Origin of the sequence: Tsukamurella sp. PLM1, from assembly GCF_023168325.1 — a bacterium.
Classification (GTDB): domain Bacteria; phylum Actinomycetota; class Actinomycetes; order Mycobacteriales; family Mycobacteriaceae; genus Tsukamurella.
This window is the reverse complement of record NZ_AP025688.1, coordinates 511,425-528,320: the sequence shown is the minus strand read 5'-3', so window position 1 is coordinate 528,320 and position 16,896 is coordinate 511,425. Positions and strand designations below refer to the sequence as shown.

Sequence of the window (16,896 nt, the reverse complement as noted above, 5' to 3'; positions counted from 1 at the left end):
GACGCCCCGCTCACTCCCGCCAGGAACCGTCGGCCAGGAAACGCTCGACGGTGAGCGTGGGCGGGATGAGGTCGAAGCCCTTCTCCGCGACCCAGGCGTCGTCGAAGTAGGTGTCGAGGTAGCGGTCACCGTCGTCGGCGAGCAGGGTGACCACGCTGCCCCGCGTACCCGCGGCCACCATCTCGGCGAGCACGCCGAACGCACCCCAGAGGTTGGTGCCGGTGGAACCGCCGACGTGCCGGCCCAGTAGCGCCGACGCGACCCGCGCCGCCGCGATGGAACCCGCGTCGGGCACCCCGACCATGCGGTCCACGATCTCCGGGATGAACGACGGCTCGACGCGCGGGCGTCCGATGCCCTCGATCCGCGAGGACTTCCCGGTCTCCACGCCGCAGTCCGCCGCCTCGAATCCCGGGAGGAAGCTGGAGTTCTCCGGGTCCACCACGCACAGCCGCGTCGCGTGCCGCCGATACCGGATGTAGCGGCCGATCGTCGCGGACGTCCCGCCCGTGCCGGCGCCCACCACGATCCACGCCGGCTCCGGATTCTCCTCGAGCGAGAGCTGCGAGAAGATCGACTCGGCGATGTTGTTGTTCCCGCGCCAGTCGGTGGCGCGTTCGGCGTGCGTGAACTGGTCCATGTAGTGGCCACCGAGCTCATCCGCGAGCCGAGCGGCTTCGGTGTACACCTCGTCGGCGCGGTCCACGAAGTGGCAGGTACCGCCCTCGCGCTCGATGAGCGCCACCTTCGCGGGCGAGGTGGTCCGCGTCATCACCGCCACGAACGGCAGGCCGAGGAGCTTCGCGAAGTACGCCTCCGACACCGCGGTGGACCCCGACGACGCCTCGATCACCGTGGTGCCCTCGCGCACCCACCCGTTGCACAGCGCGTACAGGAACAGGGAGCGGGCCAGACGGTGCTTCAGGCTGCCCGTGATGTGCGTGGTCTCGTCCTTGAGGTACAGCTGCACCCCGTCCGCCCACGACCCGAGCGGGAACCGCAGCAGGTGCGTGTCCGCGCTGCGGCGCGCGTCGGCCTCGATCAGCCGGACGGCGTTGTCGACCCACGAGCGGTCGAGCGACCGGTCGCAGACCCGGGTCATTCGTCCACGCCCTGCAGACGCTTACGGAAATCGTCGCGCTTGTTCTTGCGTGCGTCGTCGATGATCGCGGCGTTCTTGTTCACGCGATCCCGCAACCCCTTTCCGATCACCATCGACAGCGGCATCGCGACGACGAGCGCGAACAGGAAGACGATGACGAGGGGAACGTCGTCGGTGAACAGTCTGCCGATTCCGTAGAACGCCGCGGCGATCACCACGACAAGCGCCAGGCGAAACAGTGTATACAAAAGAATGTCGCGCGCCAGCGCTCGCTTGGCTGCTCCCGTATCGGTCATGCCGTCCAGCCTACTACCAGTCCGAAATCCGACTTTACCAATTCTTGGCACTTGAATGGAGGTTCGCGTACTCGGGCAAATCGCTGCATACTGGGCGGATGACGACGGCACACCAGAACCTCGCCCAGCGCACGGCCGACCCGCGCACGGCGGCCCCGCGCCAGCCCGAGCGCCTGATGACCCCAGGCCAGGTCGCTGCGCTCTTCAACGTGAACCCGAAGACGGTCACCCGGTGGGCCGGCGCGGGCCTACTCGGCTCCGTCCGCACCCCTGGCGGCCATCGCCGCTTCCGCGCCTCCGAAGTCTTTGCTCTCCTGAACCAGAACACCAGCTCGTAGGCCCGCACGAACGCCGAAGGCGCCGCTCCGATCCGGAGCGGCGCCCTTTCGTACGTGGATACCCGGCGGATTCTCAGCCCGCGTAAGAATGGAGACCCGACACCACGTAATTGATGAAGAACAAATTGAACACCATCGTGGCGAAACCGAGAATGTTCAAATACGGCGCCGCTTTCCGCCACACGGACGTGGCCCGCGCATGCAGGTACGCGGCGTAGATCACCCAGGAGATGAACGACACCGTCTCCTTCGGATCCCATCCCCACGGCCGGCCCCACGCCGCCTCCGCCCAGATGGCGCCGCAGATCACGCCCGCGCTGAACAACGGGAACGCCACGATCACGGTGCCGTACGCCACGCGGTCGAGCACGTGCGAGGCGGGCAGCGCCTGCACCAGCCGGCCCAGCGCGCCCGACGGTGCCGCGAGCGTCCCGTCCGGCAGCTCGTACCGGCGCCGCAGCAGGTAGAGCAGGCTCGCGACGCCGGACACGAGGAAGATGCCCGAGCCGATCGACACGATCGACACGTGGATCGCGAGCCAGTACGACTTGAGCGCCGGCACCACCGGACCGGCCGTCGTGTACAGCACGCCCTCCGCGACGAACATCAACGCGAGCACGGGCACCAGCACGAACACCAGGATCGGCCGGGTCTCGGACCTGCGCAGCATCACCAGCCCGGCGAGGACCGCGCCCGCGCAGGTGATGGTCACGAACTCGTACATGTTGCCCCACGGCATGCGCCCCGTCGCCATGCCGCGGACGACGATCGACGTGACGTGCGCGAGCAGGCCCGCGACGATCACGGCGTAGCCCATCCGGCCGATCCGCTCGGACTTGCTGCGCCGCGGACCGTCGTCGACGACGAGCCCCGGGGCCCCGTCGCTGGCGATGGGGGCACCGCCGGCCGCGACCAGCTCGCGGCTGCGGTCGCGGGCCGCACTCGCGTCCACGCGGGACGTGGCCAGCTCGATCACCAGGAGGATCAGCGCGATCGCGTAGATCGCGGTGGCGCTGGTGAACAGTACGTCGGCGTACTTCGCCAGCTCGAGGTTCGTCTCGGGTCCCATTACTGCGTTACCTTCTCACCGTTGGGGCCGGCCAGGCGGTCGGCCAGTGCTTCGAAGTCCTCGTTCCATCCGGCCTGGTCGGTGCGGGCCAGGCCGGCGATCTCCATTACGGTACCGCCGTCGTCGCGCGGGGTCAGCCGGGCGAACACCCGGCGCCGCTTCACCGTCAGCGACACGACCAGTCCGGCGAGCATGCCGATCGCGAACACCAGCGTCCAATTCTGCGCCGGGTTGTGGCTGACCTGCAGCGCCGCGAAGCTCTTCACCCCGTCGAAGCGGACCCGGGTGCCGTCCTCGAGCGTGGTCGACTGCCCGACCGTCAGGTTCACCCGCGCCTTCTTCTCCAGCCGGCCGGAGTCGATCTGATCGCGGCTGAGCGAGAAGATGTTCTGCGGCTTGCCGGTGTCGAGACCGGTGTCGCCCTCGTAGATGTCGACCGCCACGGCCGGATCGTTGGGCGCCGGGAACTTCGAGGTGAGCAGGGAACCGTCGAGCTGCTTGGTGGGGGCGAGGAGCCCCTCGATCCCGATCTGCTTGGTGCGCCGCTCGTCCTCGGTGCGGTAGAGCTCCGGCGGCGGGTCGAACCGCAGCGCGCCGGAGCTGAGGAAGTAGACCTTGTCCTGCGGGGCGAACTGCATGGTCTGGGTGCGGGTCTGACCGCCGGGGTACGTCACGGTGAACGTGCCGGCGTAGCCGTGGCCCAGCATGTACACGCGCACGCCCTCCATCCGGAGCGGCTTGTTCACCTCGATCGCGTACTGCTTCCAGGTGTCCGTCCGCAGACCCTCGCGGTCCTGGTAGGAGGCCATCGTCCGGAACATGTCGGGCTGGGCGTTGGGCAGGAAAGTCGCCTGGACGTCGTCGGCGCGCAGGCAGAACGGCGCGAGGCCGGTGCCGTCGACGAGGTTGCCGGCGCGGAAGCTGTCGTAGTTCGACGAGCTGTTGCAGAAGCCGCCGTCGCCCTCGATCACGATGCGCGAACCCTCGTAGCCGTACTGCTGCCCGACGCCGATCGCCACGAGGATCCCGAGCAGCGAGATGTGGAACAGCAGGTTCCCGGCCTCGCGCAGGTATCCCTTCTCCGCGGAGACGGTGACGGTGCCCGCGGGATCGTTGGGGCCGCCCGGGCGGGAGATCCTGCGCCATCCGCGCAGGCCGGTGAGCACCGTCGCGGCGGCGGCGTCCGGCGCCTCGGCGCTCTCCCGCCGGGTGTGGCGCGGCAGGCGGGACAGGTTGCGCGGCACGGACACCGGCGGGGTACGCAGCGCGCGCACGTGCTCGAACAGCCGGGGCACGATGCAGCCCACCAGCGAGACGAACAGCAGCACGTAGATCGACGTGAACCACACCGACCGGAACACGTCGAAGGCCTGGACCTTGTCGAGGATCGGGCCGATGGTCGCGTGGTCGTCGATCCACTTCGCGGTGGCCTGCGCGTCGATGTCGCGCTGCGGCAGGAGCGCGCCGGGCATCGCGGCCACGGCGAGCAGGAACAGCAGGACCAGCGCGGTCTTCATCGAGGTCAGCGAGCGCCAGGTGTTGCGGACGGTCGCCCACGCACGGCGGGGAAGGGACTGCTTGACAGGAGTACTCATCAGATCGGCATCACCGTGTTGGAGACGAACAGGCGGCGCACCAGGTCGATGAACTCGGCCCAGTACCCGGTGACCAGCGCGACGCCCACGGCGATCATCAGCACACCCCCGGCCACCTGGATGCGCCGGGAGTTGCGCCGCAACCACCCGACCGCGCGGACGGCCACCGTCGACCCCAGGGCCAGGACGATGAAGGGCAGGCCCAGCCCCGCGCAGTACGCCACGATGAGGAACGCGCCGCGGGCCGGTTCGGCGTCGGTGCCGACGACGATCGAGAGGATCCCGGCCAGCGTGGGGCCGATGCACGGGGTCCAACCCAGCGCGAACACCCCGCCGAGGAGCGGCGCCCCGGCGAGGGTGGTCCACTGCCGGGGCGCGAACCGCACGTCGCGCTCGAGCATCGGCACCAGCCCGATGAACGCGAGGCCCATGACGATGGTGATCACGCCGCCGATCCGCATCAGCGTCTCGGAGTTCAGCCGGATCGACGCGGCCAGCCCGAACACCGACATCGTCATCAGCAGGAAGACCGCGGTGAATCCCGCGACGAACAGCACGGCCGCGCCCATCACGCGCCACCGCCCGGCGCGCACCCCCGCCTTCGCCTCGTCGACGGTGGCGGCCGGCGCCTCGGCGCCGACGAGGCCGGCCAGGTACGACAGGTAGCCCGGCACGAGCGGGACGATGCACGGCGACGCGAACGACACCAGCCCCGCGAGCAGGCACGCGCCCAGCGCGAGCAGGAGCGGGCCGGAGACGGCCGCGTCGGCGAAGGCCTCTCCCATCAGCCCTCCCCCACGACCTTGTCGATCGTGTCCTCGAGCTCCTGCTCGTTCACGGTCGTGAGGTAGGAGGCGGCCACGCGGTGCTGCCGGTCGAGCACGAAGGTCATGGGCACCACGGTGGTCGGGTACTGCTCGCCGATGGCGAGGAGAGTGCGGCCGGGTGGGTCGTAGATCGACGGGAACGTCAGCCCGAACGAGGAGATGAAGTCGCGGGCCGCATCGTCGCCGGCCGTCTCGCGCACGTTGATCCCGAGGAACTGCACGCCGCGGTCCTTGGTCGCCTGGAAGGCGCGCTCGAGCTCGGGGGATTCGATCCGGCAGGGCGCACCAGCTGCCCCACACGTTGATCACGACCACCTTGCCCGCGTAGTCCGCGAGCCGCACGGTGGTGCTCGCGTCCGTCACGCTGGGCCCGGACAGGTCCTCGACGGTGCTGCGCTGGTCGGGCTCGTAGAACTGCCGGACCTTGCCGCCGGGCGCGATCACGCCGCCCTTGCTGCTCTGGTCGGCGTACTGCACGCAGCCGGTCAACGCGAACGACGCGACCAGCAGAGCGGCGGCGACGCGGCGGACGCGCCTCACGCGCCGCGCACCAGCGGGTCGGTGGCGCCCGCCGGCTCGGAGTACACGAGGTCGACAAGGGCGTCGTCCTCGTACACGAGGCTGGTCAGCGAGGCCAGCGAGCACTGCCGGTTGCGCGGGTCGTGCCACAGCCGCTTGCCCTCGAGGTACCGGCGCAGGGTCACCACGGGCAGCTGGTGGCTCACCAGCACGGCCTCGTGGCCGCGCGCACGCTCGCGGGCGATGTCGACCACCCCGAGCATCCGGTGCGCGATCTGCAGGTAGGGCTCGCCCCACGACGGGGTGAACGGGTCGCGCAGCTTGGCCCAGTGCCTGGGCTCGCGGAGCGCGCCGTCGCCGACCGCCACCTTGAGGCCCTCGAACCGATTGCCCGCCTCGATGAGCTCCTCGTCCGTGATGATGGCCAGGCCGTGCGACGCGGCGATCGGGGTGGCGGTCTCCTGCGCGCGCTGCAGCGGCGAGGCGAAGACGGCCGCGATGTCGTGGTCGGCGAGGGCGTCGGCCACCGTCTGCGCCTGGGCCCGGCCCGTCTCGGACAGGCGGAACCCGGGCAGACGCCCGTAGAGGATCCCATCGGGGTTGTGGACTTCGCCGTGCCGCATCACGTGCACGATCGTCTGGGCCTGGGGCATCGGGGTCCTATCGCGGCTGGGCGGCGGCGGCCGCGCGGGCGGCGGCGGGCAGGGCCGCCGCGATGGTCTCGAAATCGGAGTCGGTGAGGGCGGCCGAGACGAACCACGCCTCGAACGCGCTGGGCGGCGGGTAAACGCCCTGCTCGAGCAGGGCGTGGAAGAACGGCGCGAACCGGAAGGTCTCGGCGGCCTTCGCCCCGGCGTAGTCCGTGACCGGGCCGTCGGTGAAGAACACCGAGACCAGGTTGCCCGCGTACTGGACGTGGTGTCGGACGCCCTGGACGGTGAGCGCGTCGCCGATGAGGGCGCCGAGGCGGATCGAGTTCGCGTTGAGCTTCGCGTACACCTCGTCGGTGGCGTTGCGCAGCGTGGCGAGGCCGGCCGCGACGGCGACGGGGTTCCCGGACAGCGTCCCGGCCTGGTAGACCGGGCCGAGCGGGGCGAGATGGCCCATCACGTCGGCCGAGCCGCCGAAGGCCGCGGCCGGCAGCCCGCCGGACATGACCTTGCCGAAGGTGAACAAGTCGGCGTCGACCGGCTCGAGGCCGTACCAGCCGGACCGGCTCACCCGGAAGCCCGTCATGACCTCGTCGAGGATGAGCAGGGCACCGTCGGCCCTGGTGATCTCGCGCAGGCCCTCGTTGAAGCCCGGCAGGGGCGCGACGGCGCCCATGTTCCCGGCGGCGGCCTCGGTGATCACGGCCGCGATCTGCCCGGGGTACTGCGCGAAGGCCTCGCGGACGGCGACCAGGTCGTTGTAGGGCAGGACGACGGTGTCGGCAGCCTGCGCGCCCGTCACCCCGGGACTCGTGGGCAGGCCGAGGGTGGCGACGCCGGAGCCCGCGTCGGCGAGCAGTGCGTCGACGTGGCCGTGGTAGCAGCCGGCGAACTTGATGATCTTGGCGCGGCCGGTGACGCCGCGGGCCAGGCGCACCGCGCTCATGGTGGCCTCGGTGCCGGAGTTCACCAGGCGCACCCGCTCGACGGGGGCGACGCGGGCGATGATCTCCTCGGCCAGCGCGACCTCGGCCTCGGTGGGGGCGCCGAAGCTCAGGCCCGTGGTGGCGGCGCGCTGCACGGCCTCCACCACGGCGGGGTGCGCGTGGCCGAGGATCATCGGGCCCCAGCTGGAGACGAGGTCGACGTAGCGGTTGCCGTCGGCGTCCGTCAGCTGCGATCCCTTCGCCTCGGTGATGAACCGCGGGGTGCCGCCGACGGCCGAGAAGGCGCGCACCGGGGAGTTCACTCCGCCGGGAATCGAGCGGGCCGCGCGGTCGAACAGTGCGGCGCTGGCCTGGGTCTGGGGAGAACTCACGACCTCCAGTGTCCCAGGCCGAAGCAAATCGTCAACTACAGGGTGTAGGAGAACCCGCGGAGCGCGGGCATTTCGGGTGCGGGAGGCCATCCACACCCGAAACGCGCGAGCGCACCCGGCATGCCGGGTGCGACCGGATGATCTGGGTGCGGGAGGCCATCCGCACCCGATTCGCGCGGCGTCGATCGCAGGGTCGGATCGACTACCACACCAGCGCCGCTCAGCTCGCCTCGTGGACTCTCATTCGACGCGTAGTCCTCACCCGGCCGAGCCCTCGCACCCAGCGCGAGTAGAAGTAGATCTCCGCTGCCAGCGCTCCCATGCCGACCAGTGCGCCGGCGACCCATGCGAGCGGCGCGGAATCCGTCATCATGACGATGACACCGGCCGGAAGAGCTCCGGCGACGTACGCGACTGCGAGCATGATCAGGGCGAACAACGGGTAGCCGAGCACCAGCGCAATGACCGCCAACACGTCGCCGTTCTCACTCCGCTCGCGAATCTGTTTCCTCGCGACGTGCGCCATCGGCGGCACGACTGGAAGCAGGCACATCAGCGACAGCACGAACGACACCACCGCTAGCACGTTCGTCGGCCGCGGCGGAGCCGGCGGATAACTGCGGCGCGGACCATTGCGAATTCGTCACCCAGCGATCGTCGTAGCCCCCACCGCACGAGGGGTATGCACCCGACGCATACCCCCATCGCACAAGAACATGTCACTACCTGCACAAACACAGGTATTCACTCCACGCATACCCTTTCCGGCGGACAACACTCCACCCGCCCGGATCACGGACCGCGCAAGATCTTCGCAGCAGCGCGCCCACCACCTCTATAGTGGAACAGGTTCCACATACCGGAGCCGCACATCATCGCCGGATGCACTGGGGGCACGACCAATGGAACGACTCAGCGGGCTGGACGCCTCCTTCCTGTACCTGGAGTCGCGCTCCCAGTTGATGCACGTGAGCGGCATCCTCGAGTTGGACCCCGGCACCGTCGAGGGCGGATACCGGTTCGAGGACCTGCGGTCCGAGCTTGCCCGCCGCATCACCGCCATGCCCGCGTTCCGCCGCAAGCTGCACGATTCGGTCGTCAACCTCGATCACCCCGTATGGGTGGAGGACGAGTCCTTCGACATCGAGGCGCACGTGCACCGGATCGCGGTCCCGGCCCCCGGCGGGCGCGAGGAGCTCGCGGAACTGTGTGCCCACATCGCCGGGCAGGCCCTGGACCGCAGCAAGCCGCTGTGGGAGATGTGGATCATGGAGGGCCTCGAGAACGGCCGGATCGCCGTGATGATGCGCATGCATCACGCGGGCGTCGACGGCGTGACCGGCGCGGGACTCATGGCACAGCTGTGCTCGCTGACCCCCGAGCCGCCCGCGCTCGACCCCGCGATGGTGGACAAGTCCACGGGTGGCGCGCCGTTCCTCGCCCTCGCCGCCGACGGGGCCAAGAACGTGCTGCTGCGCCCCTGTCGCTGGTGTCGCTGCTCCCTCGCACCGTGCCCGTGCCGCTCAAGTGGTGGTCGCGCTCACGCCGGGGGAGGCGATGCCCGCCCCGTTCAGCGCGCCCCGCACGTCGCTGAACAGCGCGATCACCGGCCACCGGTCGATCGCATTCGCCTCGGTCCCGCTGGCCGACGTGAAGCGGATCAAGGACCACTTCGACGCCAAGGTCAACGACGTGGTGCTGGCCGCCTGCTCCGGCGCACTGCGCGAGTTCCTCCACGACCGCGGCGAGCTGCCGGACCAGCCGCTGATCGGCATGGTCCCGGTGTCGGTGCACGAGGCCGAGATCGGCGCGACGCTGGTCGAGGGCACCAACAAGGTGACCGGCATGTTCACCCGCCTGACGACGGACGTCGACGGCCCCGTCGAACGCCTGAAGGCGATCCGGCAGCGGGTGGCGACCAGCAAGGAGCACCACGGCGAGCTGGACGACAACCTGCTGCGCTCGTGGGCGCAGTTCGCACCCGCGTCGATCATGTCGCTCGGCGCGAAGCTGTACGGCGACAACAACCTCCCCGACTACCACCCGGTCATCTACAACCTGGTGATCTCCAACGTCCCCGGCCCGGACTTCCCGCTGTACTTCCTCGGCGCGCGGATCCACGCGATGTATCCGCTGGGCCCGGTGTTCCACGGCGCGGGACTCAACGTGACGGTCTTCTCCCAGGAGGGCACACTGAACATCGGTGTGATCGCCTGCAAGAAGCAGGTGCCCGATCCGTGGCCCATCGTGCGCGCCTTCGAGCGCGACATCGCGGCCCTGGTCGCCGCCGTCGACGCAGACGGGGGCGGGCCCGACGGTGCCCCGGTCGCGCCCACGACGGACGGAGACTCATGACGGCGACGGAGACCCGGCGCACCGAACCGGTTCCCGAGGGCCCGCGCGTGCGGATCGACGCGGGCGAGCTCCGCGGGCTCGACCAGGGCACCGTGCACGCGTTCCGCGGCATCCCCTACGCGCAGCCTCCCGTGGGCCCGCTGCGCTACCGTGCGCCGCAACCCGTCGCGCGGTGGGACGGCGTCCGCGAGGCCACGGCGTTCAGCGCCGCCGCGCCGCAGAACAAGAAGTACACGCTGATCGGGTTCCGCGAGTACCAGCCCACCAGCGAGGACTGCCTGACCCTGAACGTGGTGACCCCGGCGCGCCCGGCCGGCGTACCGCGCCCGGTGATGGTGTTCATCCACGGCGGCGCGTACCTCATGGGCAGTTCCGCCACGCCGCTGTACTACGGCAACTCCCTCGTCGAGCGCGGCGACGTGGTGTTCGTCTCGATCAACTACCGACTCGGCGCGCTCGGCTGCCTCGACCTCACCGACTTCGCGACCGACGTGCGGCCGATCGACGGCAACCTCGCGCTGCGCGATCAGGTTGCCGCCCTCGAGTGGGTCCAGCGCAACATCGCCGCGTTCGGCGGCGACCCGGGCAACGTCACCGTCTTCGGCGAGAGCGCCGGCGGCAACGCCGTCACCACGCTGCTCGCGACCCCCTCGGCGCACGGCCTGTTCCACCGCGCGATCGCGCAGAGCTCGGCCCCCGAGCTCACCGTCGACGCCGCCGTCGCCCGCGGCCGGGGCAAGCGCGTCGTCGAGATCCTCGGCGGCCCCGAGGCGATCGACACCGCCACGCCCGAGGAACTGGGCCGCGCGGGCAATCAGCTGATGGGCGAGCTCAACCGGGAGCAGTCCGGGGTGGTGCCGTACGGCCCGGTCGTCGACGGCGCCCTCCTCCCGGAGGATCCGGAGGTCGCGATCGCGGCCGGACGGGGCGCGGACGTCCCGCTGATCATCGGCACCAACCGCACCGAGGCCACCCTGTTCACGAAGATGCCGGGGATGGGCAAGCCGTCCGCCGACCGCGTGGCGCACAGCCTGGGCGTGGAACTGGCCGCCGCCGACGCGCTCGGGGCGGCGTACCCGGGCTACCCGAGCGTCGCCTCGCTCAACCGGATCGTCGGCGACATGATGTTCTGGGCACCGTCGCTGCGGATCGCGCAGGCGCACAGCCGGCACGCGCCCACCTACTTCTACCGGTACGACTTCGCGCCGAAGGTGCTGGACGTGCTCGGCTACGGCGCGACGCACGCGACCGAGCTGATGGCGGTGTTCGGCGTGTACCACGGCGTCACCGGCTGGGTCGTGGGCGCGCTCGGCGACCGGCGGGTCGCGATGCGCGTGTCCGACGGGATGCAGCGCGACTGGATCACGTTCGCCCGCACCGGCCGTCCCGCCGGTGAGTGGCCCCAGTACAACGGCACGTCCCGCGCCACCCTGGTGATCGACGACCGCAACAGCATCGTCTACGACCCGTCCGCCGAGGTCCGGCGCGCCTGGGACGCGTTCGAGGCCGCCCGCCGCTGAGCCGCGCACGCGATCCGGGGCGACACGTTCACCGGGTGCTCATGTCGGCGTCGTGCCCGCGTCACCCCGGCCGGGCACGGTGCAGGCATGCCCTCACCGTTCGTTTCCCGTCGTACCCTTCTCCTCGGAGCCGCGGGCGCGGCGGCGCTCGCGGGCGCCGGCTGCGCGGCGGGCGGCGACCCCGCCCCGGGGTCCTCGCGCAGCGCGACGCCACGCGGGGATCTGTTCGGACTCGGCGTCGCCTCGGGCGATCCCACGCCCGACGGTGCCGTACTCTGGACCCGGCTCGCGAAGGATCCGCTGGCGGACGACGGCATGGGCGGCATCCCCGCGCGCGCCTTCCCCGTGCAGTGGGAGGTGGCCGAGGACGAGCGGTTCTCGAAGGTCGTGCAACGCGGCGACGCGACGGCGGCGCCCGAGGCCGGGCACAGCGTGCACATCGAGCTGGCGGGCCTGCAGCCCGGGCGGGAGTACTTCTACCGGTTCCGCGCCGAGGGCGCTCTCCCCGGTGGGCCGGACGCACACGACGCCCGCACCGGGCGCGATGACGCCGCTCGCGATGGCGTTCGCGAGCTGCTCGCAGTACGAGCACGGCTACTTCACCGCGTACCGTCATCTCGCCGAAGAGCGCCCGCACCTGATCCTGCACCTCGGCGACTACCAGTACGAGTACGAGGCGGGCGGGTACGAGCTCAAAACCGGGAACGTGCGCGACCACCGCGGTCCGGAGACCGTCACGCTGGCGAACTACCGGCAGCGGTACGCGCAGTACAAGTCCGATCCGGACCTGCAGCTCGCGCACTCCGCCGCGACGTGGGTGGTGGTGTGGGACGACCACGAGATCGACAACAACTGGGCGGGCGAGGTCCACGAGAAGCCCGAGAAGCCGCAGCCCGACTTCCTGGAGCGGCGTCGCGCGGCGTTCCAGGCGTACTACGAGAACATGCCGCTGCGGCGGGCCCAGGTCCCGACCGGGCTGTCGATGCGGCTCTACCGCCGCGTGCAGTGGGGCGACCTCGCCACCTTCCACATGCTGGACACCCGCCAGTACCGCGACGACCAGGTGGGGAACGACAAGTCGCCGGCCACCGACCCCGAGAACCGGAACCCGGCGCGCAGCCTCACGGGCGCCGAGCAGGAGCGCTGGCTGCTCGACGGTCTCCACGCCTCGAAGGCGCGCTGGGACCTGTTGGGCCAGCAGGTGATGTTCGCCCCGATCGACTACGACCCGAGCGACGCCGCCGGCTACAACCCCGACGCCTGGGACGGGTACGTGGGCTCGCGCGATCGAGTGATGGACGGCTGGCAGGCGGCGGGAACGCGCAATCCGGTGGTGCTCACCGGCGACGTGCACACCCACTACGCCAACGACATCCGGCGCGGGGACGCCGTCGTGGCGTCCGAGCTGACCGCCACGTCGATCACCAGCGGCGGCGATGGCTCCGCGGACCACAGCGAGAAGGAGAAGGCGCAGCTGCGCGACAATCCGCACATCCGCCTGCTGCGAAACCAGCGCGGCTACATCAGCACCCGGATCACACCCGAGACCATGCGCGCCGACTACCGGGTGCTGCCGTACGTCTCGAAGCCCGGTGCGCCGGTGCAGACCGCGGCGTCGTTCGACATCCGCGACGGGGTGCGCGGCCTGCAGCAGGTCTGACCGGCCGGCGTCGAGCACGCCGCCGCACACCCCATGTTACATGTAACATCGGGGTGTGAGTACCAGGGATCGAGTTCGCCGGCACCGCGAGGGGTTGCGCGCAAGGGGTCTACGCCCGCTCCAGATCTGGGTCCCGGACACGCGCGCCCCCGGATTCGCGGAGCAGGCCCACCGGGAATCGGCACTCGCCGCCTCGGATCCGGACACGTCGGCCGTCCATGACTTCATCGACGACGTGACGGACTGGGAAACCGAGTGAAACGAGGCGAGATCTGGACCGGCGCCGGCGCTGGCCGCGCGTCGAAGCCGCGACCGGTGATCATCCTCCAGAGCGACTTCTTCGACGCGACGCAGGCCGTCACCGTGTGCTTCCTCACCACGCATCGCAACGATATGCCCCTCCTGAGAGTCTCCATCCCCGCGAGCCGCGACAACGGTCTCACCCAGGACTCGTGGGCCATGATCGACGCCATCACCACACTGAAGCGATCGAACCTGAGGGAACGGGTCGGGACGGTCGAACCCGATCACCTGATCGCGATCGGTCAGCGGATCCCGATGTTCCTCGGCCTGGCGGAGTAGCTCCGCCGCGCCGCCGGGACGCGCGGTGCGCAACCCGCACATTTCACCCGCGGTCGGTACGGTGGAGGCCATGACTGAGTCGGCATCGTCGCCCGAACTGACCGCAGCGCTCCGCGCCCTCCTGGACGGCCGGTGGGCCGCCACGCGGGACGTGGTCCGTGAGCAGATCCAGTCGGGGACAGTGGTTCCCAAGGCCGGGCTGAGCCTGGACGAGTACCGCGAGCTGATGCTCGGCCAGATGAAGGACATGGTGCCGCTGGGCTTCCCGGCCGACGGCTTCCGCGCCGAGCACGGCGGTACGGGCGACGTGGGCGCGGCGGTCACCGCGATCGAGACGCTGGGCTACGGCGACCTGTCGCTGATGGTCAAGGCGGGCGTGCAGTGGGGCCTGTTCGGTGGCGCGGTGGAGAACCTGGGCACGCAGTACCACCACGACACCTACGTCAAGGGCCTGATCGACCTCGACGTGCTCGGCTGCTTCGCCATGACCGAGACGGGCCACGGCTCCAACGTGCAGGAGCTGGAGACCACCGCCACCTACATTCCCGCGACGGGCGAGTTCGAGATCCACTCGCCCACCTCCAGCGCCCGCAAGGACTACATCGGCGGTGCCGGCAAGCACGCGCGCTACGCCTCGGTGTTCGCGCAGCTCATCACGGGCGGCCCCGACGAGGAGCCCACCGGGCGGGGCGTGCACTGCTTCGTCGTCCCGATCCGCGACGCCGACGGTGCCGACCTCCCCGGCGTGACCACCTCCGACTGCGGCTACAAGGGCGGCCTGCCCGGCGTGGACAACGGCCGCATCGTGTTCGACCGGGTGCGCATCCCGCGCAAGGAGATGCTGAACCGGTACGCGGAGGTCGCCGAGGACGGAACCTATTCCAGTCCCATCGAATCCGATAACAAGCGCTTCTTCACCATGCTCGGCACGTTGATCCGCGGCCGCGTCACCGTGGGCGCCGCGGCGGGCGCCGCGGGGCGCCTCGGCATCACCCTGGCGACGAAGTACGCCCTGGTGCGCCGCCAGTTCGACGCCCCCGGCGGCGACAACGAGCTGCTGCTGTTGGACTACCGCACCCACCAGCGCCGCCTGCTACCGCTGGTGGCCCGGGCGTACGCCTTCGCCATCGCCCAGAACGAGCTGACGGCCGAGCTGCACGAGCTGCAGTCCGGCGACCCCGACGCCGTCGATCCCGCGTACGCCCGCGAGATCGAGGGCAAGGCCGCGGCGATCAAGGCCGGCCACACCCGGCTCGCGTCCGACGCGATCAGCGCGGCACGCGAGGCCTGCGGCGGTGCCGGCTACATGTCCGAGAACCGGCTTCCGTTGCTGCGCGGCGACATCGACGTGTTCACCACCTTCGAGGGCGACAACCTGGTGCTCACGCAGCTCGTCGCAAAGGAGCAACTCACCGCGTACGCCGCCGACGTGCAGGGACTCGATGCCGTGGGCTGGGTGCGGTTCGTGGCGAACATGGCCAAGGACGTGGTGCTGGAGAAGACCGCCGCCCGCCAGGTGGTCCAGACGCTGCTCGACGACTCGGACGAGGACACCGAGGCGAGCGACCTCACCCACCCCGGAACCCAGCTGCGGCTCCTGCGCGGCCGCGAGGACCATCTGCTGCGCACGGCGGCCGCCCGCATGCGCCGCGCCAAGGACGATGACGCGGATCCGCTCGAGGTGTTCACCGAGACCCAGGACCACCTGATCAAGGTGGGCGAGGCGCACATCGAGCGGATCGTGTTGGAGGCCTTCGTCGATCTGATCACCGACGTCAAGGACCGGCAGACCCGCGACGCGCTCAAGCTGATGCGGAACCTGTACGTGTACTCGCTGCTCGAGCGCGACCTGGGCTGGTACCTCATGCACCGGCACGTCTCGGTGGAGCGGGCCAAGGCCATCCGCCGCGGTGTGAACGAGCTGTGCGGCCGCGCCCGCCCGATCGCCGAGTCCCTCGTGGACGCGTTCGGCATCCCGGCTGCGGCCCTGGATGTTCCGATGCTCGACCCGCGGAACAGCGTCGCCGTTCAGTAGCCGGCCCGACGGTGCCCCCACGCCCGTGCTGGCGCCTCACGCAGTGCGGACATGCTCAGCCAGCCATTCCTTCGACCGGGCCTGCCGTACCGATAACGCCACGCCGGACTTCACCAGCGGCCGCCACGCCGATCGCACGGCCTGCGCGAAGTCGGCGGGTATCCCGGTCATCGTCAACGAGTCCAGCCGGCGAAGCGAATCCGGTTGTGGGAGATCGGCCGCTGTCATCCCGTAGACGTGCTCGAACCGCAGGACCTCCAGATCGTGCAGCCCGTTGAGCGCCGAGACGTTCCGCAACACACCGTGATCCGGGCCCGAGTACGGCTGGAACTGGTCGCCGCATCCCGCAAGCACCAGCTGAACGAGCTTCGGAAACCGCCCGGCGATCTCGGCGCAGTCGGTCTCGCCGACGCGGAACAGATGCAGCGCCAGGATGTCGTCCCGCCGCCCCGAACCGACGCGATGGTCCAGGTCCGCGTGATCGCACCGCACCAGCCACGGCCACTGCGACGCCCCCGCGCGTTGGCGACGCGCCTCGTCGAGCAGGAAGCCGCACGTGAGGCTCCAGGATCCGTACGAATGACACCGCGGTAGGTCCAGCTGAGCCGCCGCACCGAGCACGGTGAACGATCGCGGCAGCTCACGCGGGACGTTCAGCTGCGCCGGTCGCGCCCGGTCGTGCCGCCCCCGCGGATCCATCAGGGGCACCAGCTCACCGAGCTCCGCCACCGATCGCGGCTCGACCGGCGACGACCAGTCCAGGTCCACCACCTCGACCGTTTGGCCAGCCGTCGCCAAGACCTGCGCTCCGGTCCACTCGCCGAGCCAGGCGCAGTACCGCACCACCACATCGCCGACGGCGAGCGGTCTCCGCCCGGACGACGACGCTCGCGACTCTCCCACGTCCCGACAATAGCGCGGTGCGGCACGGCCTCGCGCTCGTCGAAACTGCTGTCTGTTCATCCAGTACTTCTCGAGTTTCGGCGCAGCACGGAGACCCCGAAGGGAGGGCACAGCGACTACCACCCAC

At 70.4% G+C, this 16,896-nt stretch carries 17 protein-coding genes and 2 pseudogenes; 9 read left to right on the top strand and 10 right to left on the bottom strand.

What is annotated here, in order from left to right; translation table 11 throughout:
- Nucleotides 1-10 precede the first annotated feature (10 nt).
- A complete protein-coding gene (locus MTP03_RS02740) occupies nucleotides 11-1,102 on the bottom strand; it encodes a PLP-dependent cysteine synthase family protein (protein ID WP_248490568.1) in 1,092 nt (363 codons plus the stop codon).
- Nucleotides 1,099-1,398, bottom strand: a complete 300-nt coding sequence (locus MTP03_RS02735; protein WP_248490567.1) for a DUF4229 domain-containing protein — start codon at nucleotides 1,396-1,398, stop codon at nucleotides 1,099-1,101. Before MTP03_RS02735 ends, MTP03_RS02740 begins: the two co-directional genes overlap by 4 nt.
- 176 nt (nucleotides 1,399-1,574) lie before the next feature.
- On the opposite strand from MTP03_RS02735, the gene MTP03_RS02730 reads away from it, so the two are divergent.
- Nucleotides 1,575-1,736 (top strand): BldC family transcriptional regulator, encoded by a 162-nt coding sequence (locus tag MTP03_RS02730; protein WP_248492019.1) that lies wholly within the window; start codon nucleotides 1,575-1,577, stop codon nucleotides 1,734-1,736.
- 73 nt (nucleotides 1,737-1,809) lie between these two features.
- Here MTP03_RS02730 and ccsB read toward each other — a convergent pair whose 3' ends face one another.
- The 7 genes from ccsB to MTP03_RS02695 all read right to left on the bottom strand — a co-directional run bounded on the left by ccsB (nucleotide 1,810) and on the right by MTP03_RS02695 (nucleotide 8,291).
- Nucleotides 1,810-2,805, bottom strand: coding sequence for a c-type cytochrome biogenesis protein CcsB (ccsB, locus tag MTP03_RS02725; protein ID WP_248490565.1), 996 nt, complete (start codon nucleotides 2,803-2,805; stop codon nucleotides 1,810-1,812).
- The gene (locus MTP03_RS02720; RefSeq protein ID WP_248490563.1) at nucleotides 2,805-4,400 is read right to left on the bottom strand and encodes a cytochrome c biogenesis protein ResB; all 1,596 of its coding nucleotides are present in this window, start codon (nucleotides 4,398-4,400) and stop codon (nucleotides 2,805-2,807) included. The genes ccsB and MTP03_RS02720 overlap by 1 nt, the downstream gene beginning before the upstream one ends.
- Nucleotides 4,400-5,185 carry a cytochrome c biogenesis CcdA family protein gene (locus MTP03_RS02715; protein ID WP_248490561.1) on the bottom strand — a complete coding sequence of 262 codons (786 nt, stop codon included), beginning with the start codon at nucleotides 5,183-5,185 and terminating at the stop codon, nucleotides 4,400-4,402. The genes MTP03_RS02720 and MTP03_RS02715 overlap by 1 nt, the downstream gene beginning before the upstream one ends.
- Nucleotides 5,185-5,499: a TlpA disulfide reductase family protein gene (locus MTP03_RS02710; RefSeq protein ID WP_248492018.1), complete on the bottom strand. Its 315-nt coding sequence runs from the start codon at nucleotides 5,497-5,499 to the stop codon at nucleotides 5,185-5,187. Before MTP03_RS02710 ends, MTP03_RS02715 begins: the two co-directional genes overlap by 1 nt.
- A 264-nt stretch (nucleotides 5,500-5,763) precedes the next feature.
- A complete protein-coding gene (locus tag MTP03_RS02705; RefSeq protein ID WP_248490559.1) occupies nucleotides 5,764-6,399 on the bottom strand; it encodes a histidine phosphatase family protein in 636 nt (211 codons plus the stop codon).
- 7 nt (nucleotides 6,400-6,406) lie between these two features.
- On the bottom strand, nucleotides 6,407-7,714 hold the full coding sequence (gene hemL, locus MTP03_RS02700; RefSeq protein WP_248490558.1) for a glutamate-1-semialdehyde 2,1-aminomutase: 1,308 nt from the start codon (nucleotides 7,712-7,714) through the stop codon (nucleotides 6,407-6,409).
- A 220-nt stretch (nucleotides 7,715-7,934) separates the two neighbouring features.
- The gene (locus MTP03_RS02695; RefSeq protein WP_248490557.1) at nucleotides 7,935-8,291 is read right to left on the bottom strand and encodes a DUF4190 domain-containing protein; all 357 of its coding nucleotides are present in this window, start codon (nucleotides 8,289-8,291) and stop codon (nucleotides 7,935-7,937) included.
- Nucleotides 8,292-8,430: 139 nt separating this feature from the next.
- Here MTP03_RS02695 and MTP03_RS23290 point away from each other — a divergent pair.
- The 8 genes and pseudogenes from MTP03_RS23290 to MTP03_RS02655 form a co-directional block, all read left to right on the top strand.
- Nucleotides 8,431-9,054, top strand: a pseudogene (locus MTP03_RS23290) (wax ester/triacylglycerol synthase domain-containing protein); the annotation flags it as partial.
- 82 nt (nucleotides 9,055-9,136) lie between these two features.
- The gene (locus MTP03_RS22540; protein WP_371820948.1) at nucleotides 9,137-10,069 is read left to right on the top strand and encodes a WS/DGAT domain-containing protein; all 933 of its coding nucleotides are present in this window, start codon (nucleotides 9,137-9,139) and stop codon (nucleotides 10,067-10,069) included.
- Nucleotides 10,066-11,589, top strand: coding sequence for a carboxylesterase/lipase family protein (locus MTP03_RS02680; RefSeq protein WP_248490555.1), 1,524 nt, complete (start codon nucleotides 10,066-10,068; stop codon nucleotides 11,587-11,589). The genes MTP03_RS22540 and MTP03_RS02680 overlap by 4 nt, the downstream gene beginning before the upstream one ends.
- A gap of 87 nt (nucleotides 11,590-11,676) precedes the next feature.
- Nucleotides 11,677-12,027, top strand: a pseudogene (locus MTP03_RS02675) (PhoD-like phosphatase N-terminal domain-containing protein); the annotation flags it as partial.
- Nucleotides 12,028-12,097: 70 nt separating this feature from the next.
- On the top strand, nucleotides 12,098-13,249 hold the full coding sequence (locus MTP03_RS02670; RefSeq protein WP_248490552.1) for an alkaline phosphatase: 1,152 nt from the start codon (nucleotides 12,098-12,100) through the stop codon (nucleotides 13,247-13,249).
- A gap of 55 nt (nucleotides 13,250-13,304) precedes the next feature.
- Complete coding sequence (locus MTP03_RS02665) at nucleotides 13,305-13,508, top strand: antitoxin MazE family protein (protein WP_371820861.1); 204 nt, start codon at nucleotides 13,305-13,307, stop codon at nucleotides 13,506-13,508.
- A 56-nt stretch (nucleotides 13,509-13,564) separates the two neighbouring features.
- Entirely contained in the window at nucleotides 13,565-13,831 is a 267-nt protein-coding gene (locus tag MTP03_RS02660) for a type II toxin-antitoxin system PemK/MazF family toxin (protein WP_248490550.1), read from the top strand.
- A 70-nt stretch (nucleotides 13,832-13,901) separates the two neighbouring features.
- The gene (locus MTP03_RS02655; protein ID WP_248490549.1) at nucleotides 13,902-15,866 is read left to right on the top strand and encodes an acyl-CoA dehydrogenase; all 1,965 of its coding nucleotides are present in this window, start codon (nucleotides 13,902-13,904) and stop codon (nucleotides 15,864-15,866) included.
- A gap of 36 nt (nucleotides 15,867-15,902) precedes the next feature.
- Here the strand turns inward: MTP03_RS02655 and MTP03_RS02650 are convergent, their stop codons facing one another.
- Entirely contained in the window at nucleotides 15,903-16,829 is a 927-nt protein-coding gene (locus MTP03_RS02650; protein ID WP_248490547.1) for a hypothetical protein, read from the bottom strand.
- Between the last annotated feature and the right edge of the window lie 67 nt (nucleotides 16,830-16,896).

What these genes read in the sequence shown, in the direction of transcription:
- MTP03_RS02740 (WP_248490568.1), bottom strand. Translation starts at nt 1,102, where the DNA reads ATGACCCGGGTCTGCGACCGGTCGCTCGACCGCTCGTGGGTCGACAAC.
- MTP03_RS02735 (WP_248490567.1), bottom strand. Translation starts at nt 1,398, where the DNA reads ATGACCGATACGGGAGCAGCCAAGCGAGCGCTGGCGCGCGACATTCTT.
- MTP03_RS02730 (WP_248492019.1), top strand. Translation starts at nt 1,575, where the DNA reads ATGACCCCAGGCCAGGTCGCTGCGCTCTTCAACGTGAACCCGAAGACG.
- ccsB (WP_248490565.1), bottom strand. Translation starts at nt 2,805, where the DNA reads ATGGGACCCGAGACGAACCTCGAGCTGGCGAAGTACGCCGACGTACTG.
- MTP03_RS02720 (WP_248490563.1), bottom strand. Translation starts at nt 4,400, where the DNA reads ATGAGTACTCCTGTCAAGCAGTCCCTTCCCCGCCGTGCGTGGGCGACC.
- MTP03_RS02715 (WP_248490561.1), bottom strand. Translation starts at nt 5,185, where the DNA reads ATGGGAGAGGCCTTCGCCGACGCGGCCGTCTCCGGCCCGCTCCTGCTC.
- MTP03_RS02705 (WP_248490559.1), bottom strand. Translation starts at nt 6,399, where the DNA reads ATGCCCCAGGCCCAGACGATCGTGCACGTGATGCGGCACGGCGAAGTC.
- MTP03_RS02680 (WP_248490555.1), top strand. Translation starts at nt 10,066, where the DNA reads ATGACGGCGACGGAGACCCGGCGCACCGAACCGGTTCCCGAGGGCCCG.
- MTP03_RS02655 (WP_248490549.1), top strand. Translation starts at nt 13,902, where the DNA reads ATGACTGAGTCGGCATCGTCGCCCGAACTGACCGCAGCGCTCCGCGCC.
- MTP03_RS02650 (WP_248490547.1), bottom strand. Translation starts at nt 16,829, where the DNA reads ATGAACAGACAGCAGTTTCGACGAGCGCGAGGCCGTGCCGCACCGCGC.